Raw genomic sequence first — 13882 nt, forward strand, 5'->3', positions numbered from 1 at the left:
ACAAAAGCTGGCGTATTTCATCGGCTTGCCACTATGAAATCAACTTATCGGAGGCCCAAAATGAGCACCCTGCCTAACCGCAATTATATATTTGATGATTTTTTCCGCGATCTGACGCCCGGTTATTACTTCAAACCGCTGCATGGCGACCCCTTGCCTGCGCAAATCAAAATTGACGTCAAGGAATCACCTGATAATTTCACCGTCAGCGCCGAACTCGCTGGCGTCGCGAAAGACGATATTCATGTCACGATCGATGCGGGACTGGTCACTGTCAGTGCCGAAATCAAGCAGCATGATCGTAAGGAAGACGAACGCATTTTACGCACCGAACGCTATTATGGTGCGGTATCACGCAGCATCCAGTTACCGGTCGATATTGACGATGCACAGGCCTGCGCCAGATTTGATAACGGCGTATTGACTCTGGTTTTACCGAAAAAACGTCCGTCACAGAATGGTAAACAGCGACTGAAAATCGACTGATGGTTGCGCAAGCCGCCCGAATCAGGGCGGCTGAGGGCTATCTCCGTTAAAACAAAGCCTGAACAGTCCTTCTTCATCTCCCGCCTCAATCACTGCTTACCCTGAAAACCGGCGTACATCACTTTTTTAAGCCCATTCCGTACTGCGTTTCATTTGTGATTCTTTACCATTCGGCTTAACCCCCACTCCACAGAGGCAAATTGCATGCCAGATTTTGGTTACATGCAAAGTACATAATCACACCAAAATGTAGTTGTACTACGTAGTAAATGCGAATAACATAGCCATATAGACTACATAAACACACAAGGAGTACACCATGTTAATGCTGATTTCTTCTTTGATTGAACGCTTTTCAGGCCAATCCTGCAATCTTTCGGTCAATGCTCGGGTGAATCGTGCTGGCGACTTTTCTGCGGAGAAATATGATGGCCGCATTTTGAAAATTGAGGGCAACCAAGCCCGTGTATGCTGGCCTGCCGGTGAAAAAACCGTTGAATATCTGCGTGATCTGGTACAAATCGACGAAGGTTCTGTTTTGCACTAAGCCATAAACCCAGCTGCGGTGCTTTGTTATCAGAGATCCGCCCAATCAGCGCAAATGATAGGGTATTGCCACAGGAGCAACTCTATATAAGGCCTCCAAGGCAATACCCTATTTTTTGCGTTTTAAATTTTCCAGTTCCTGCTTTTCAAGATAACGCTGCGCCGCCGCTTCGCGCCCGGCCAGCTTGCGGTTTTTTAATGCCTCATTGAGCGCCTTGCGCCGCTCTTCATTCACCAATTCATCCTCGATATGCCCGGCTTCCTGCATGGCTTGTTTGAGTTGTTTGGCTTGCTGTTTGGCTTGATTGATCCCCATCAGAATCCTCCTGCAATCGCAATAGATTTCAGTTTATGCAAAATTGTCCGCACTGCAGCGGATTCAATCCAGCCGTTCTCCCAAATACAGCGCCAGCTCATCGAGCAATCTCGCCGTCGCCCCGCGATGCGCCTGACTGAAAACGATGCCCGCCTGTCCCATTTGTTCGCGACGAACGTCATCATTCAACAGTTGCAATGCTTGCTGGCCAACGGCTGCTGCATCGTCACCCTGCCAGGCGGCCCCCGCAGCGATGGCTTCACTGGACGCTTGGGCAAAATTAAATGTTGATGGGCCGAGCAAGATCGGACTACCGCACGCGGCTGCTTCGATCAGATTCTGGCTGCCAAATTTCAGCAGCGAACCGCCCATGATGGTGACATCGGCCGCGCTGAACCAGGCGGCCATTTCGCCCATACTGTCGCCAAGCAAGACTTGCGCACTCATCGCTTCGCCCGCCCATTGGCTACGCCGGATCAGAGTCAGTCCGCGCGCGCTAATCAGCTCGGCAACAACGTCAAAGCGCTGCGGATGACGCGGGACAATGATCAGTAACAGCTCTGCGGGCAAGACGCCCAAATGCTGCAGTAGCAAAGCTTCTTCACCATCCCGGCTGGAAGCCAATAACAGGATCTTACGTTTGAGCGCTGTTTTCCAGTCCTTGCCGCGGGCAATCAGCGCCGGATCAAGCCGGCTATCAAATTTGACATTGCCCATCACCTGAACCTGCTGCGCACCCAATTGCGTCAAACGCTCGGCGTCCTGCCCGCTCTGTGCGTAAACCGCAGCCAGTTGTGGCAAAACCACTCGCATCAGTGGCGCGACTTTCAAATACCCATTGAGCGATTTTTGCGACAGGCGCGCATTGGCCAGCACCAGCGGAATCTGCTGCCGGTGACATTCTGCGATGCAGTTCGGCCAGATTTCGGTGTCGATAATCACGCCCAGCCGGGGCTTGAAAGTATGCAAGAAACGCCGGATGGCCGACGGATAATCGTAAGGCAGGAAAACAATACATGCATTGATGCCTGATTGCTCACCGTACAACTCATGCGCGGTCGCGCGGCCCGTTGGCGTCATGCAAGTCAGCAACAGCGGGGCTTGCGGGTAACGCTCACGCAATGCCAGCACGATGGGGTGCAACGCCCGCATTTCACCTACCGAAACCGCGTGCAACCAGATTGGGCGGGTATCTGACTGCAGGCCATACGCAATATGCTTTTGATTGAAATACCCCAGCCTTTCCGTCCAATGCAAGCGATATTCCGGCTGCTTGCGGCTGCGCTTGAGCAAATACAGCCAGATCAGCGGAAACGCCAGCCAGAGCACGAGGCGATAAATCAGCAAACTCGCGCGATCAAGCAGCATGCTGAAGCACTTCTTCAATCACTTTCGCCGTTTGCGCCAACACAACATCGACTGAAATCAGCTTCATCGCCTCGGGGCTGTGCACCCGGTGATGCCAGTTCAGCTTTGCCGGGTCACGCTGCTGCAATTGCCGAACCGCATCTTCATATACATCGACACAAAACTGGTTGCGCTGCCACGGGCCGGTCAGTTCGGAGCGCACGACGGCGTACAAACCCAGCACCGGCACATCATAAGCACGAGCAATATGCACCGGGCCACTGTCGGGGGAAATCAGCAGGCTGGCACCGGCCAGCAGCGCGAACAATTGCGGCAAATCGGTTTGCCCCGACAAATTGATTCCGTTTGGCGCACGCGCCGCCAGTTGAGCACCGTGTACCGGATCAGCACCAGTAATAATCACCGTGCCTTGCCAGCCGGTTTCGGGCAAGCGCGCCAAAAATTCGGCTTGCCGCTCGAGCGGCCAGTCGCGCTCGACTTTACTCGATGCCGAATTGAAAACCAGATAAGGCGTCTTGCCCACGACCTGCTCGCGCCAAGCCAGTGCGCTCGCAAGCAAAGTCGGCGCCCAGTTTTTGGCGCGATGTTCAATACCGATGTAGCTCAGAAAACCTAAAAACCCATCGGCCAGATGCTGCTCCACAAAGGGCACACTTTCATTGGTAAATAATCGTTGCCCATCTTTTGCCCTGAGTTTGTCAAAACCGATTTTTCTGTTGGCCTTGATCAAGGGGTAAATCAGATTGCTGCGCAATTTGGCCTGCATTGCAAACAGGATATCAAAATGTTGATGAGCAAAATCGCGTTTGATTTTGATGAAATCTGCGATGGTTCTGGGATCATCCACCGGATAAAGCGTAATGCGCTGCGCGAGATGCTGCACAACGGGCAAAAATTTGCGTTCGATAATCCAGGTAATTTCAGTATTGGGCAAAGCCTCGCACAAGGACTGAACTGCGGGCAACATTAGAAACAAATCCCCGAGAGCAGACAATCTGAGCAGGCAAATAGAACGGGGCTGAGTGTGGGTCATCCAGTGCAGATCTCCAGCAGAATCCAGGGATTATATCCCGTGAGCCAGCAAAAAATGGTCTAGAGTGAAACAAATTCAGCGCAAATCAGAGACCTCGTTATGGGTATTTTATTACTGCTTGGCTACGTAGTGCTTCTGGCGCTGACCATCTGGCAATCTCGCCAAATCAGCAGTTTACGCCAACAACTTTCCACGCACATCCTCCATGACCAGCTCACCGGGCTCTATCACCGCCGACAGTTGATAAAGCTGGCCGAGCAGGAAATCAATCGCGCCCAGCGTAAAAACAGCACCGTTTCGGCCTTATTGGTTGATCTGGATGACTGCTCGAAAATCAACCACCAATACGGCCATCTGGCCGGAGATCTGGCATTGCAACATGTGGCCAAAGCCGCCATTGAATCGATTCGCGACTTTGATCTGGCCGGACGTTTCTCCGGCGAGGAAATTATCCTGATTCTGCCCGATACCGATCAAAAGGGCGCAGAAGTGGTCGCCGAACGGCTGCGCGAGAAGGTCAAGCAAACCACAGTCGAACTACCGGATCGTTTCGCACTCGACGTCACGATCACCATTGGTCTGGCTTGCACACATAATGAAACCGAAACGCTAGAAGATTTGCTGCTCACGGCCGATACAGCATTACGTCAGGCCATGCTGGAAGGGAATGACCGGATTCATTGTTATCGCCCGGATGAGGGCGTGAGCGGGTCAACTTGACGGGGAACAGTGGCTCACAGTCAAGAAACTGGACTCGCTGTCATTCGCTGGTGATAATCACGCCTTTACCGTCCGGGGTGTGGCAATGAAAATCATTCGTGTATTGGAAGTCTGGGAAAAAGGGATGGAAGGCGGTTTTGTCGGCACACTGCCACTGGACGAACATGTTCCTGTCGATTTTCTGTTTAGTCTGTTTGCCGCCGAACAAGATAAAGCCGATCCGGAAATGAAACTATCCTATCTGCTTGACGAAGCTCGACTCGAAGCTTTACGACCATTTCTGAATCAGGATACGGATTTTTCGCAATTCGATTACATCCTGAGCGCACACGGGATTCCTGATTATCAATAATCATCTCCGATGATGTTTCTAGCCAATCGACACACATGCTACCACAGGGTATACCAACGAGAACCATATTTAAAAATGGTTACGAACACATACCCCGTCAATCCGGATAAAACTTCAAAGCCACCGAATTGATACAGTAACGCTCGCCAGTCGGCTCGGGACCATCGGGAAAGACATGCCCCAGATGCGCATCGCATTTTGCGCAGCGTACTTCTTCACGAATCATGCCATGACTGTAATCACGGTGACGCTCGATACTGCCGGGTACGGCTTCCTGCCAAAAACTTGGCCAGCCACACCCAGCATCAAATTTGGTTCCCGATTTGAACAGCAAACTATCGCAACAAACACAGTGATAATCACCAGTGGCAGTCACACGGTATAACTCACCGGAAAACGGTTTTTCGGTGCCCGCCTGCCGGGTAATGCGATAGGCTTCGGGGCTGAGTTGCAACTTCCATTCGGTTTCGGTTTTACGGATTTTTTTCATGCTTGTACTCGATGAGTAGGTGGACAAAAGTTTTCAAGCAAGGCGCTGAGCCGAAGACAGTACAAGTAGTACGGCAAGGCGAAGCAACGATGCGTGAGCACTTTTGGTTTAGCATTTAAGTGAATTAACTGTAACGGAAATGGCCAAGCTCCAGTCGCAACGACATCTCGAGCTGATTAAGTTGCTTATGAAACATTCGCGTCAATTTTCGTTCGGCTTGTTTCTGTAAAAGGCTCAACTGTTGGGTGTGGATACATTCCAGATGCATGAGTGCCCCGGCATAATCGCCCTGCTGGGCACACAACGTCTCCAGCAACTCGTGCGCTTCCTGAGTCAAGCTAAAGCCACGGATATTTTCGGCCAAAACCAGACATTGCTCCAGCATGGTTCGCGCAGCTTCCAGCTTGTTTTGCCGATGATAAATCCGCCCCAAAATCAGTGCCGAATAAGCTCGACACCATAAACCACCAAACTGATGAGCCAATACTTGCGCCAATTGTAGATGTTCATAGGCCATATCAAGCTGATCCCGATCAAGATAAATCAAGCCGGTATAAATATGAAATTCAGCCTGTGCTTCCAGCTGGGGTTTGATTTGTAATTTGCGATGCAGACGCTCGAGTAAGAGCTGCATTTCGTCAAATTGCTGCTGCTGATAACAACTGGCGATCACGGCCAGCAAGCATTCCACTTGCAATAAAATATCATCCAGGTTTTCCGCCAGCGCCAAAGCTCGACGTTGATACTCCTGAGAAATATCGAGTTGCTTGAATACCAGACAAACCTGAGCAATCCCGGCATAACCCTGAATAAACGCCCGGCTGTCTTCCGCCTCAATGGCCACTTGCAAGGCCTGCAGCCAGATATCAAGTGCACGCAGATATTCGCCCTGCATCAACTGGCTTTGTGCCTGCCAATGCAAAACTTGCGCTAGCAATTTCCAGTTTTTTAACTGCCTGGCAATCAAGGCCGCATCACGGAAATCTTTCCTGGCAACAGAGGGTTGTTCGCCAGTGGTAAGCAGATACTCTCCCCGACAAACTAAAGCCTGTGCCTGCCCAAGCGGATAAGCCATCTGCTGCGCCTTCACGATGGCCTGAGTGATTAATTCCAGATTTTTCTCCAATGGCAATGACTGCTTGAGCTCAAGCAACATTTCATCGAATTCGGCCGGGGTCATTGATAGGACTCCACACAATTACGCCCGTGCCGTTTGGCACGATACAAGGCATCGTCGGCATGCTGCAGTAACTCCAGACCATCGAGCTCATCACTCAACTCGACGACACCGATACTGCAGCTGGCTTGCAATTGAGGTTGAATATGCTGCCAATCGTATTCGACCATGCGGCAACGGATGCGCTCAGCCACTTCGAAAGCCGTCTCTGCGACGGCACCAGGCAGCAGCAAAACAAATTCTTCTCCACCAAATCGAACCAGCAGATCGCCACCCCGACACGATTGCAACAAAATCTGCGCAGCACTTCGTATCACTTCATCACCAATGGCGTGGCCAAAATTATCATTAATGGCTTTGAAATGATCCAGATCGATCATCAGCACCGACAAGGGACGCAGGTCTTCCCGGCAGCGTTGGTAAAGTACGGGCAACTCCTGATCCAATAAACGGCGATTACCGATATTGGTCAACGGATCTTGCAATGAAGCATTGCGCAGGTTTTTCAATAGCTCGGTATTGGCGCTGCTTTGCTGACGTAGCTGCAGATTTTCCTGCCGGGTCTGCAAAACCATCAACTGAGTATCGAGCTCCCGCATGCGGCGTTCCAATGCGGTATTCAGTTTATCCTGCGCCATTTGCCGGGCATGCTGCACGGCAAGTTCATGGTATTGGCGCTGATACTGCCAGGCGCGCTGATAATCGTTGCGCAAGCGCTCAAGCTCGGCCAATTGCGCATAGGCGCGCAACAACAGCGTCTGTGCACCAAAAGTGCTGATTTTGCTGAGTGCTTGTTCCAGATAATCGGCTGCGTGCTCATAATCATGCAAAGCAACGTACACCTTACCCAGATTGAGCAGATTGAGCGACTGGCTCCACAAATAACTGGTTTGCTGGTTGATTTCCCAAGCGCGATGCAAGCACTGTTTGGCCGACTCCAGCTCCTGCAAGGCCAGATAGGCCTCCCCACGATAACTGAACCAGTCAGCCCGCCAGGCCTGATGTCCTGAGTTATGAATCACCTGTTCGCCCTTGTACGAGAGCTTGAGCACCAATTCGTATTGCTCCAAGGCGTTCAAATCGGCAACGACATGCAACTGACTTTCGGCAAGCAGTTCCTGATTGGTGTAATAGCGGGCAAATTCGAGTGCGATTTCATGCCAACGTAGCGCCTCGCCAGCCTGCTGGTGCGCAAAATAGACATTGCCGATTCCCAAACATGCCAGGATATGCAGATCCGTTGCGCGAACAATGAGCGCATTTTTCAGGCAAGCGATCCAGCTTTTCAATGCCAGTCCGTAGTCACTGGCTGCAAAGTGGAGCTGGCCACGCACTTGCTCAAGATCGGCATTCAGCCGAGGGGATTTCAGTTGGGAATTGAGGGTTTCTAACCGGAGAACGGCCGCATGCCCTTCAGAGAGCCGCCCCAAAGCCCAGCAGCTGCGCGCAAGCAACAGTTGAGCCTGCGCCTCTTTGTCCGGCAAGGACAAAGTTTGCGCCAATTCAATGGCCTCTTCCATTGACACCAAAGTACGCAGGCAATCAGGAACAAACCAGTGCAGCCCTTCGGCCAACAGTTGATCCAGTTTTGCGCGCTGATCATGGAGTGCGGACATAAACGGCTGATGATTGACCCAGATTTTTCACTATAGCTTCAATTGTTCATTAAGCGAAAACCCTGCACAAGCAGGGTTTTCGCCAATCCAAACAATACCACCAAGGGGTAATCAGCTGAACGCCGCTTCTGCAATGAATTTACGAATCATACCCAGCAACTCATCTTCCTGATAGGGTTTTCCAAGATAGGCATTGACACCCAAATCGAAAGCATATTTTTTGTGTTTGTCAGCCGTTCTGGAAGTAATCATGATGATTGGAATATGCTTGGTATCTTCTGCCACCCGCACATTCCTGGTCAGTTCGAAACCATCCATACGCGGCATTTCGATATCAACCAGCATCACCGCAGGTTTGACGTCATGCAGTTGCTGCAACGCATCGACACCATCTTTGGCTGTAACGACCTGAAAACCTTCGCGAGCCAGCAGGCGTCCGGTGATTTTGCGTACAGTCAGCGAATCATCAACCACCATCACGACTGGCGCGGTCGCCAATTGCTCAGGCATCGTTGGCTGAACCACTGGCTGCTGCGAATCACTTTGCTGCTGCACCGACATTACGATTTGTGATGACTGCGCCAACAAGGCCAGCGGATTCATGATCAGAACGATTTCACCGGTACCCAGTACCGTAGCACCGACGACACCTGGAATACGTGCCAGTTGCGGGCCGATCGGTTTGACCACGACCTCCTGATTTTTTACCAGCTCATCCAGATGCAAAGCGATCCGCTCGGCACCTGAACGCAGTAATACCACGGTTGAGTATCGTTTCTGTTCAGGAACCGCACTAGCATCACCCAATAGACGTGGCAGGTAGGCAAAACGGTAACGCTGCCCCATCCATTCCTGATACTGATTGGCATACAAGGCTGCCAGCGCTTCCTGCTTCAATTCCTGAACCTGTTCAACCATCACCGATGGAATAGCGATCAGGCGCTCGCCAGCTTTCACCAACAAAACCTGAGCAACCGCCAGTGTCAACGGCAGATGAATTGTAAAGGTCGTTCCTTGGCCGGCTACCGTGGCAACGTCGATCTTGCCCCCCAAATTGCTGACCTCGTTTTTCACGACGTCCATCCCGATTCCGCGACCGGATAGCTGCGTCACACTGGAAGCGGTCGAAAAGCCAGGTTCAAAAATCAACTGGCAGATATCTGCATCCGATACGGTTTGGTCTGCGCGGATCAGTCCTTTATCGAGACCTTTCTGACGAATTCGAGCCACGTCCAGGCCGCGTCCATCGTCTTTAAGCAACAGAACCAGTTCATTGCCTTCCTGACGGACTTCAATCTGGATCTCGCCAAATTCTGGCTTGCCTTTTGCCTGACGGTCGTCACTGTTTTCCAATCCATGATCAATCGCATTGCGCAACATATGCTCGAAAGGCGAAATCATTTTATCCAGAACACCGCGATCTATTTCGACACGACCCCCTTTGAGCTCCAGATTGACCTTCTTGCCGACTTCTTTACCGGCCTGACGAGTTAGGCGATACAAGCGTTCTGAGACGCTAGAGAACGGCACCATCCGCACTCGCATCAGGCTTTGCTGCAGCTCTTTGGTCATTCGCGACTGAGCCAGCAGGGCCGCCGATGATTCATCCAGATTTTTAAGCAACTGCTGCTGGACTGTCGCCACGTCATTGACCGATTCGGCCATAAAACGGGTTACTTCTTGCAAGCGGCTGAAACGGTCAAATTCAAGCGGGTCAAACTCGCGGTGCATATCCTGCACTTCTTTTTCACGCGCCTGCATTTGCGACTCGGCCTGAATTTCAAGCTCACGCAACTGTCCCCGCAAGCGCGCCACGTTTTCGGTCAGGTCCGTCAGAGATGCCTTCAGCGCGATCATTTCAGACTCAATCCGGGTGCGGGAAATAGCCACCTCACCAGCCTGATTGACCAATTGATCAATCAATTCGGACTTCACCCGTATCACGGTTTTATTGTCTGTTTCTGCGGCAGCCAATAATTTTGGCATTGCTGTTTTTTCTACCGAGACAGCCTGTTCAGCTTCGGCAGCAGCAGGTTTGCTCAGCTCGGCAAACAAATTGAGCAACACGTCGTAATCATTTTCCAGGCGTGCAAGCAGTGTCGGATCTCCCGCCGCACTCTCAAGCAGACGAGATTCCATCATATGGGCAGCTTCACCCATACGCATCGCACCGCTCATACGCGCACTGCCTTTGACCGTATGCAGAGTGCGTTTCAAGCGTTTGAAAATGGGCTCGGGGTCATCGCCTTGCGACAAGGCACGAATGTCCTCACCAATTAATGGCAGCATCTCATCGGATTCTTCGATGAAAATCGGTAACAATTGTTCATCAATATCATCACTCAGATTGATTTCGACTTCGAGATGTCCAGTCGAGTGCACCTCTTCTGGTGCCAGTAACTGAGTAATCGGTGAAACCGAGCCACCATCATCGGTCGCGGCCATAGCCTGCAGCAATGGCTCTGCTTCTGCTTCTGCTTCTGCTTCTGCTTCTGCTTCTGCTTCTGCTTCTGCTTCTGCTTCTGCTTCTGCTTCTGCTTCTGCTTCTGCTTCTGCTTCTGCTTCTGCTTCTGCTTCTGCTTCTGCTTCTGCTTCTGCTTCTGCTTCTGCTTCTGCTTCTGCTTCTGCTTCTGCTTCTGCTTCTGCTTCTGCTTCTGCTTCTGCTTCTGCTTCTGCTTCTGCTTCTGCTTCTGCTTCTGCTTCTGCTTCTGCTTCTGCTTCTGCTTCTGCTTCTGCTTCTGCTTCTGCTTCTGCTTCTGCTTCTGCTTCTGCTTCTGCTTCTGCTTCTGCTTCTGCTTCTGCTTCTGCTTCTGCTTCTGCTTCTGCTTCTGCTTCTGCTCTGCTCTGCTCTGCTCTGCCTGCTCTGCTCTGCTCTGCTCTGCTCTGCTTCTGCTTCTGCTGGCAATGGTGTTGCTTCAAGCAATGCCATGTCCAGCGCTATTTTCTCTAACTCTGGCTCCAGAATGAGTGCCTGCGAAACGGGCTGATCCGCCAGGTCGACCAGTTCAATCGCTCCTTTACTCAAATTCAACTCAGACTCAGCAAGAGGCAATATAGCCTCCTCTGCTAATGCTTCGGTCGATGATGGTTGAGCAATGACTTCATCATCACCAACAAGGTGCAGCTCGGGCTCTTGAGCCTGAATCCGGGCAAACTGAGCAAGCAATTCAGGGGCGCTGGCTGGCTCTTGCTGCAGCAAAATGTTATCGAGCATGCCTTTCAAAGTTTGGATCGCATCGGAGAATAAGCCGATTTGCGCTGCAGCATCTTGTCCCAACTGCTGCAAAGCGTGTTCGACGGCGTAAGAGAGCTCACCTTGCGGAATAAATCCCGCAGTAGACGCAATTCCACCAAACGTGTGGGCAGCCAAAATAAATTGTGGCTCGACCTGCCTAGTTTCTGCCAAGACAGCGACACCATGCTCCAGAGCCTGGAGATGCTTTTGCGCTTCTTCACAGAAAATACTGAATAAAACGGGAGAGACGTTCACCGAACCAATTTGCAGGTTTTCTTGCTCATCGGAAACCGATTCTGCATTTTCGTCGATACTCAGCGTGGGTTGAATATCGGTAGCGGGTTCTTCTGCCGTATCGCTTTCTTGCCGCAGAGCCAAGGCTTCTGCCTCAATCGCGCTGGATTCAACGGCAACCTGAGCATGCTGCTGTAATTGATCAACCCAGCCGACAAATGCCGTATGTGTATGATGCAGAAGATTCAATAATCGGGTCGAAACAGGTTTTTCAAGTTGCAACCATTTATTCATGACCTGTTCAATCGCCCAGGCTACTTCACCCAACTGGAACAGCCCAACCATACGGCCACTACCTTTGAGCGTATGAAAACTACGCCGCACAATGGTTGTGGCTTCATAGTTATGCGGGTCATCTTCGAGTCGAGCCAGATTTTCATCTATTGCAGCGAGCACTTCTACGGCTTCTTCCAGATAGATTTCAAGCAGCTCCGCATCCATCGCCGCTTCTGAAACCGGTAAAGATTTGCTTTCAGGAATAGCCACCACTTTGACCGGTTCGTGACTTGTTGCGTCCGGTTCGGCTTCCAGAACTGATATTGAAGCTTCAACGTCGGCCTGTTCCTCCGCCGCCATGGAAGTGCCACGAGCCTGCAGCCGCTGCAGCACGATCAGCAGCGCACCTTGATCTTCACGCTGCTGCGCCAGATCATTAACATAAAAACCTAGCGCAGATAGGGCTTCGGCCAATTCTTCCAGTTGATCTTGCTCAGGAACGGCGTCGGTATCAATATATGCAACAATTCGTGCAAGGCATTCTTGGCAAAGTTCAACGGCACTCGTCTTATCGAGCATCATCAATGCACCTTGTATCTGGTGCAGCATCGGTTCGATTTGACTCAAACCGGCGCGTTGATTGATATCACGAAAATAGGCATCGAGTATTTCTTCAATACCGGCCAGATTACTACGCATTTCATGCGCAAGCTGCCCCAGCAACATGCGTTCCTGTGCTGCCCGGCTAAGCTCATCCAGCTGGGGCAAATCCAGACTGGCAGAGGGGTTTTGCAGGCGGGCAACGAGAGCATTGACCTGTTCGACATAATCGTCGGCCTGGCTTGGATAAATCAGTAAGGCATTTTCAACCAGCAATAAACCCGTCGCGACTTCCAGCGCCAGCGCGTCACTGGCATTGGGAGAATCAATTGCCTGCAACAAACCCTGCCAAAGCGAATCAAAACCGTCAATCTGCAACTGTCCGGATTTACTTGCCAATTGCTTCAGGGCTTGGCGAACAACATTCAGTTTTTCAAGGCTGCCGTTTGCTACACGTGACCATAACTCTTTGGCTTGCAACACCTCATCGCGCAAACTGCGCGCCAATTGCTGTTCTGCCATCATTTCAGGGGACTGTATATTCTCCTGTCCAGGCAACAAATCGGCCAGTTCAAACTGGGCGGTCAGTCTTTTTGCGAGCGCACTATCCGAATCCATCTGAACTAGAACGTAGAGCAGATCTCTAAACAAGCGCTCTGCAACTTTGTTCGAGCCCTCAGCCAAACGGCGAATCTGCAAATTCAAGCGCAGTAATAATTGTTTGGTTTCGATATCCAATGGTGCCCGATTACTTTTCAGGCCATCCACGACACCTGCTGCGGTCCACCAGAAAACTCTAGGAATGCTTGTGCTTTGAGCCTTGGCAATATCTGCCAGTGCAGCCGCCATGACGGCCAGAACTTCATTCTGACCTTTCAGGCAACGCAACAATCCACTCTCATAGCGGATTCGCTGTTGACGAATTACCGCATTTAGCGCTTCATCGTTCAATGGAGTGCTTGGCAAACCAGCAGGTAAATCCAGCATGAGTTGCGGATAAAATAACTCCGCTCCAGATGCATTACCATTACGTAATTGAGCCAACTGACGAAACACAGGTAATAAGCTCAACGGAACATTAGGCATCCCCGCCATCAGGCGCACCAGGTATTGGCTTACATCGCTCAGACCACGCTGCACGGTTGGCAGGCAGGAGTTATCCAGCTCTCCTCGCTCAAGCGCAAAAATAACCTGCTCAATTTCTTCGCATACCCGGGCAACACCCGTCAGTTCAACCAGATCAAGCGCACCAAAGGCTTGATGCAAATACGAAGTTGAATGTTTCAGATTGGCGGCATCTGTCGTTTGCAAATACAGTGCAAGCGCATCATTGGCTTTGGCGAGGGCGCTTTCAATTTCGGCATTCACCCACAACAAAGAGCCTTTATCAAATTCAGTATGCATGCTCATGGCAGAATCCCATGAAAGAAGGG

At 51.2% G+C, this 13882-nt stretch carries 12 protein-coding genes; 4 read left to right on the forward strand and 8 right to left on the reverse strand.

Features of this window, described 5'->3' with window-relative positions; all coding sequences use genetic code 11:
- Window positions 1–60: 60 nt before the first annotated feature.
- Both ACG2XO_RS04010 and ACG2XO_RS04015 read left to right on the forward strand, forming a co-directional pair.
- On the forward strand, window positions 61–486 hold the full coding sequence (locus ACG2XO_RS04010) for an Hsp20/alpha crystallin family protein (RefSeq protein ID WP_410499527.1): 426 nt from the start codon (window positions 61–63) through the stop codon (window positions 484–486).
- Window positions 487–805: 319 nt separating this feature from the next.
- On the forward strand, window positions 806–1033 hold the full coding sequence (locus ACG2XO_RS04015) for a hypothetical protein (protein ID WP_410499528.1): 228 nt from the start codon (window positions 806–808) through the stop codon (window positions 1031–1033).
- A 108-nt stretch (window positions 1034–1141) separates the two neighbouring features.
- On the opposite strand, the gene ACG2XO_RS04020 is transcribed toward ACG2XO_RS04015, so the two are convergent.
- The 3 genes from ACG2XO_RS04020 to ACG2XO_RS04030 form a co-directional block, all read right to left on the reverse strand.
- Window positions 1142–1348 (reverse strand): hypothetical protein, encoded by a 207-nt coding sequence (locus ACG2XO_RS04020; protein ID WP_410499529.1) that lies wholly within the window; start codon window positions 1346–1348, stop codon window positions 1142–1144.
- A gap of 63 nt (window positions 1349–1411) precedes the next feature.
- Window positions 1412–2716: a 3-deoxy-D-manno-octulosonic acid transferase gene (locus ACG2XO_RS04025; RefSeq protein WP_410499530.1), complete on the reverse strand. Its 1305-nt coding sequence runs from the start codon at window positions 2714–2716 to the stop codon at window positions 1412–1414.
- Entirely contained in the window at window positions 2706–3683 is a 978-nt protein-coding gene (locus ACG2XO_RS04030; RefSeq protein ID WP_410499531.1) for a glycosyltransferase family 9 protein, read from the reverse strand. The genes ACG2XO_RS04025 and ACG2XO_RS04030 overlap by 11 nt, the downstream gene beginning before the upstream one ends.
- A gap of 165 nt (window positions 3684–3848) precedes the next feature.
- Between ACG2XO_RS04030 and ACG2XO_RS04035 the strand changes: the two genes are divergently transcribed.
- Complete coding sequence (locus tag ACG2XO_RS04035) at window positions 3849–4469, forward strand: GGDEF domain-containing protein (protein WP_410499532.1); 621 nt, start codon at window positions 3849–3851, stop codon at window positions 4467–4469.
- Between the two features lie 85 nt (window positions 4470–4554).
- A complete protein-coding gene (locus tag ACG2XO_RS04040) occupies window positions 4555–4821 on the forward strand; it encodes a hypothetical protein (protein WP_410499533.1) in 267 nt (88 codons plus the stop codon).
- 97 nt (window positions 4822–4918) lie between these two features.
- Here the strand turns inward: ACG2XO_RS04040 and msrB are convergent, their stop codons facing one another.
- The 5 genes from msrB to ACG2XO_RS04065 all read right to left on the reverse strand — a co-directional run bounded on the left by msrB (window position 4919) and on the right by ACG2XO_RS04065 (window position 13859).
- On the reverse strand, window positions 4919–5311 hold the full coding sequence (msrB, locus tag ACG2XO_RS04045; RefSeq protein WP_410499534.1) for a peptide-methionine (R)-S-oxide reductase MsrB: 393 nt from the start codon (window positions 5309–5311) through the stop codon (window positions 4919–4921).
- A gap of 124 nt (window positions 5312–5435) precedes the next feature.
- Window positions 5436–6491, reverse strand: coding sequence for a hypothetical protein (locus ACG2XO_RS04050; RefSeq protein ID WP_410499535.1), 1056 nt, complete (start codon window positions 6489–6491; stop codon window positions 5436–5438).
- Complete coding sequence (locus tag ACG2XO_RS04055) at window positions 6488–8104, reverse strand: diguanylate cyclase (RefSeq protein ID WP_410499536.1); 1617 nt, start codon at window positions 8102–8104, stop codon at window positions 6488–6490. Before ACG2XO_RS04055 ends, ACG2XO_RS04050 begins: the two co-directional genes overlap by 4 nt.
- 111 nt (window positions 8105–8215) lie before the next feature.
- The gene (locus tag ACG2XO_RS04060) at window positions 8216–10549 is read right to left on the reverse strand and encodes a response regulator (RefSeq protein WP_410499537.1); all 2334 of its coding nucleotides are present in this window, start codon (window positions 10547–10549) and stop codon (window positions 8216–8218) included.
- On the reverse strand, window positions 10533–13859 hold the full coding sequence (locus ACG2XO_RS04065) for an Hpt domain-containing protein (RefSeq protein ID WP_410499538.1): 3327 nt from the start codon (window positions 13857–13859) through the stop codon (window positions 10533–10535). Before ACG2XO_RS04065 ends, ACG2XO_RS04060 begins: the two co-directional genes overlap by 17 nt.
- Window positions 13860–13882: the final 23 nt, after the last annotated feature.

This window comes from Chitinibacter sp. S2-10, from assembly GCF_046530675.1.
Taxonomy (GTDB): Bacteria; Pseudomonadota; Gammaproteobacteria; order Burkholderiales; family Chitinibacteraceae; genus Chitinibacter.

Bases quoted from the DNA above. Each gene is read 5' to 3' on its own strand.
- ACG2XO_RS04030 (WP_410499531.1), bottom strand. From the start codon at position 3,683: ATGTTGCCCGCAGTTCAGTCCTTGTGCGAGGCTTTGCCCAATACTGAA.
- ACG2XO_RS04055 (WP_410499536.1), bottom strand. From the start codon at position 8,104: ATGTCCGCACTCCATGATCAGCGCGCAAAACTGGATCAACTGTTGGCC.
- ACG2XO_RS04020 (WP_410499529.1), bottom strand. From the start codon at position 1,348: ATGGGGATCAATCAAGCCAAACAGCAAGCCAAACAACTCAAACAAGCC.
- ACG2XO_RS04050 (WP_410499535.1), bottom strand. From the start codon at position 6,491: ATGACCCCGGCCGAATTCGATGAAATGTTGCTTGAGCTCAAGCAGTCA.
- ACG2XO_RS04015 (WP_410499528.1), top strand. From the start codon at position 806: ATGTTAATGCTGATTTCTTCTTTGATTGAACGCTTTTCAGGCCAATCC.
- ACG2XO_RS04035 (WP_410499532.1), top strand. From the start codon at position 3,849: ATGGGTATTTTATTACTGCTTGGCTACGTAGTGCTTCTGGCGCTGACC.
- ACG2XO_RS04025 (WP_410499530.1), bottom strand. From the start codon at position 2,716: ATGCTGCTTGATCGCGCGAGTTTGCTGATTTATCGCCTCGTGCTCTGG.
- ACG2XO_RS04065 (WP_410499538.1), bottom strand. From the start codon at position 13,859: ATGAGCATGCATACTGAATTTGATAAAGGCTCTTTGTTGTGGGTGAAT.
- msrB (WP_410499534.1), bottom strand. From the start codon at position 5,311: ATGAAAAAAATCCGTAAAACCGAAACCGAATGGAAGTTGCAACTCAGC.
- ACG2XO_RS04040 (WP_410499533.1), top strand. From the start codon at position 4,555: ATGAAAATCATTCGTGTATTGGAAGTCTGGGAAAAAGGGATGGAAGGC.
- ACG2XO_RS04010 (WP_410499527.1), top strand. From the start codon at position 61: ATGAGCACCCTGCCTAACCGCAATTATATATTTGATGATTTTTTCCGC.
- ACG2XO_RS04060 (WP_410499537.1), bottom strand. From the start codon at position 10,549: ATGGCCGCGACCGATGATGGTGGCTCGGTTTCACCGATTACTCAGTTA.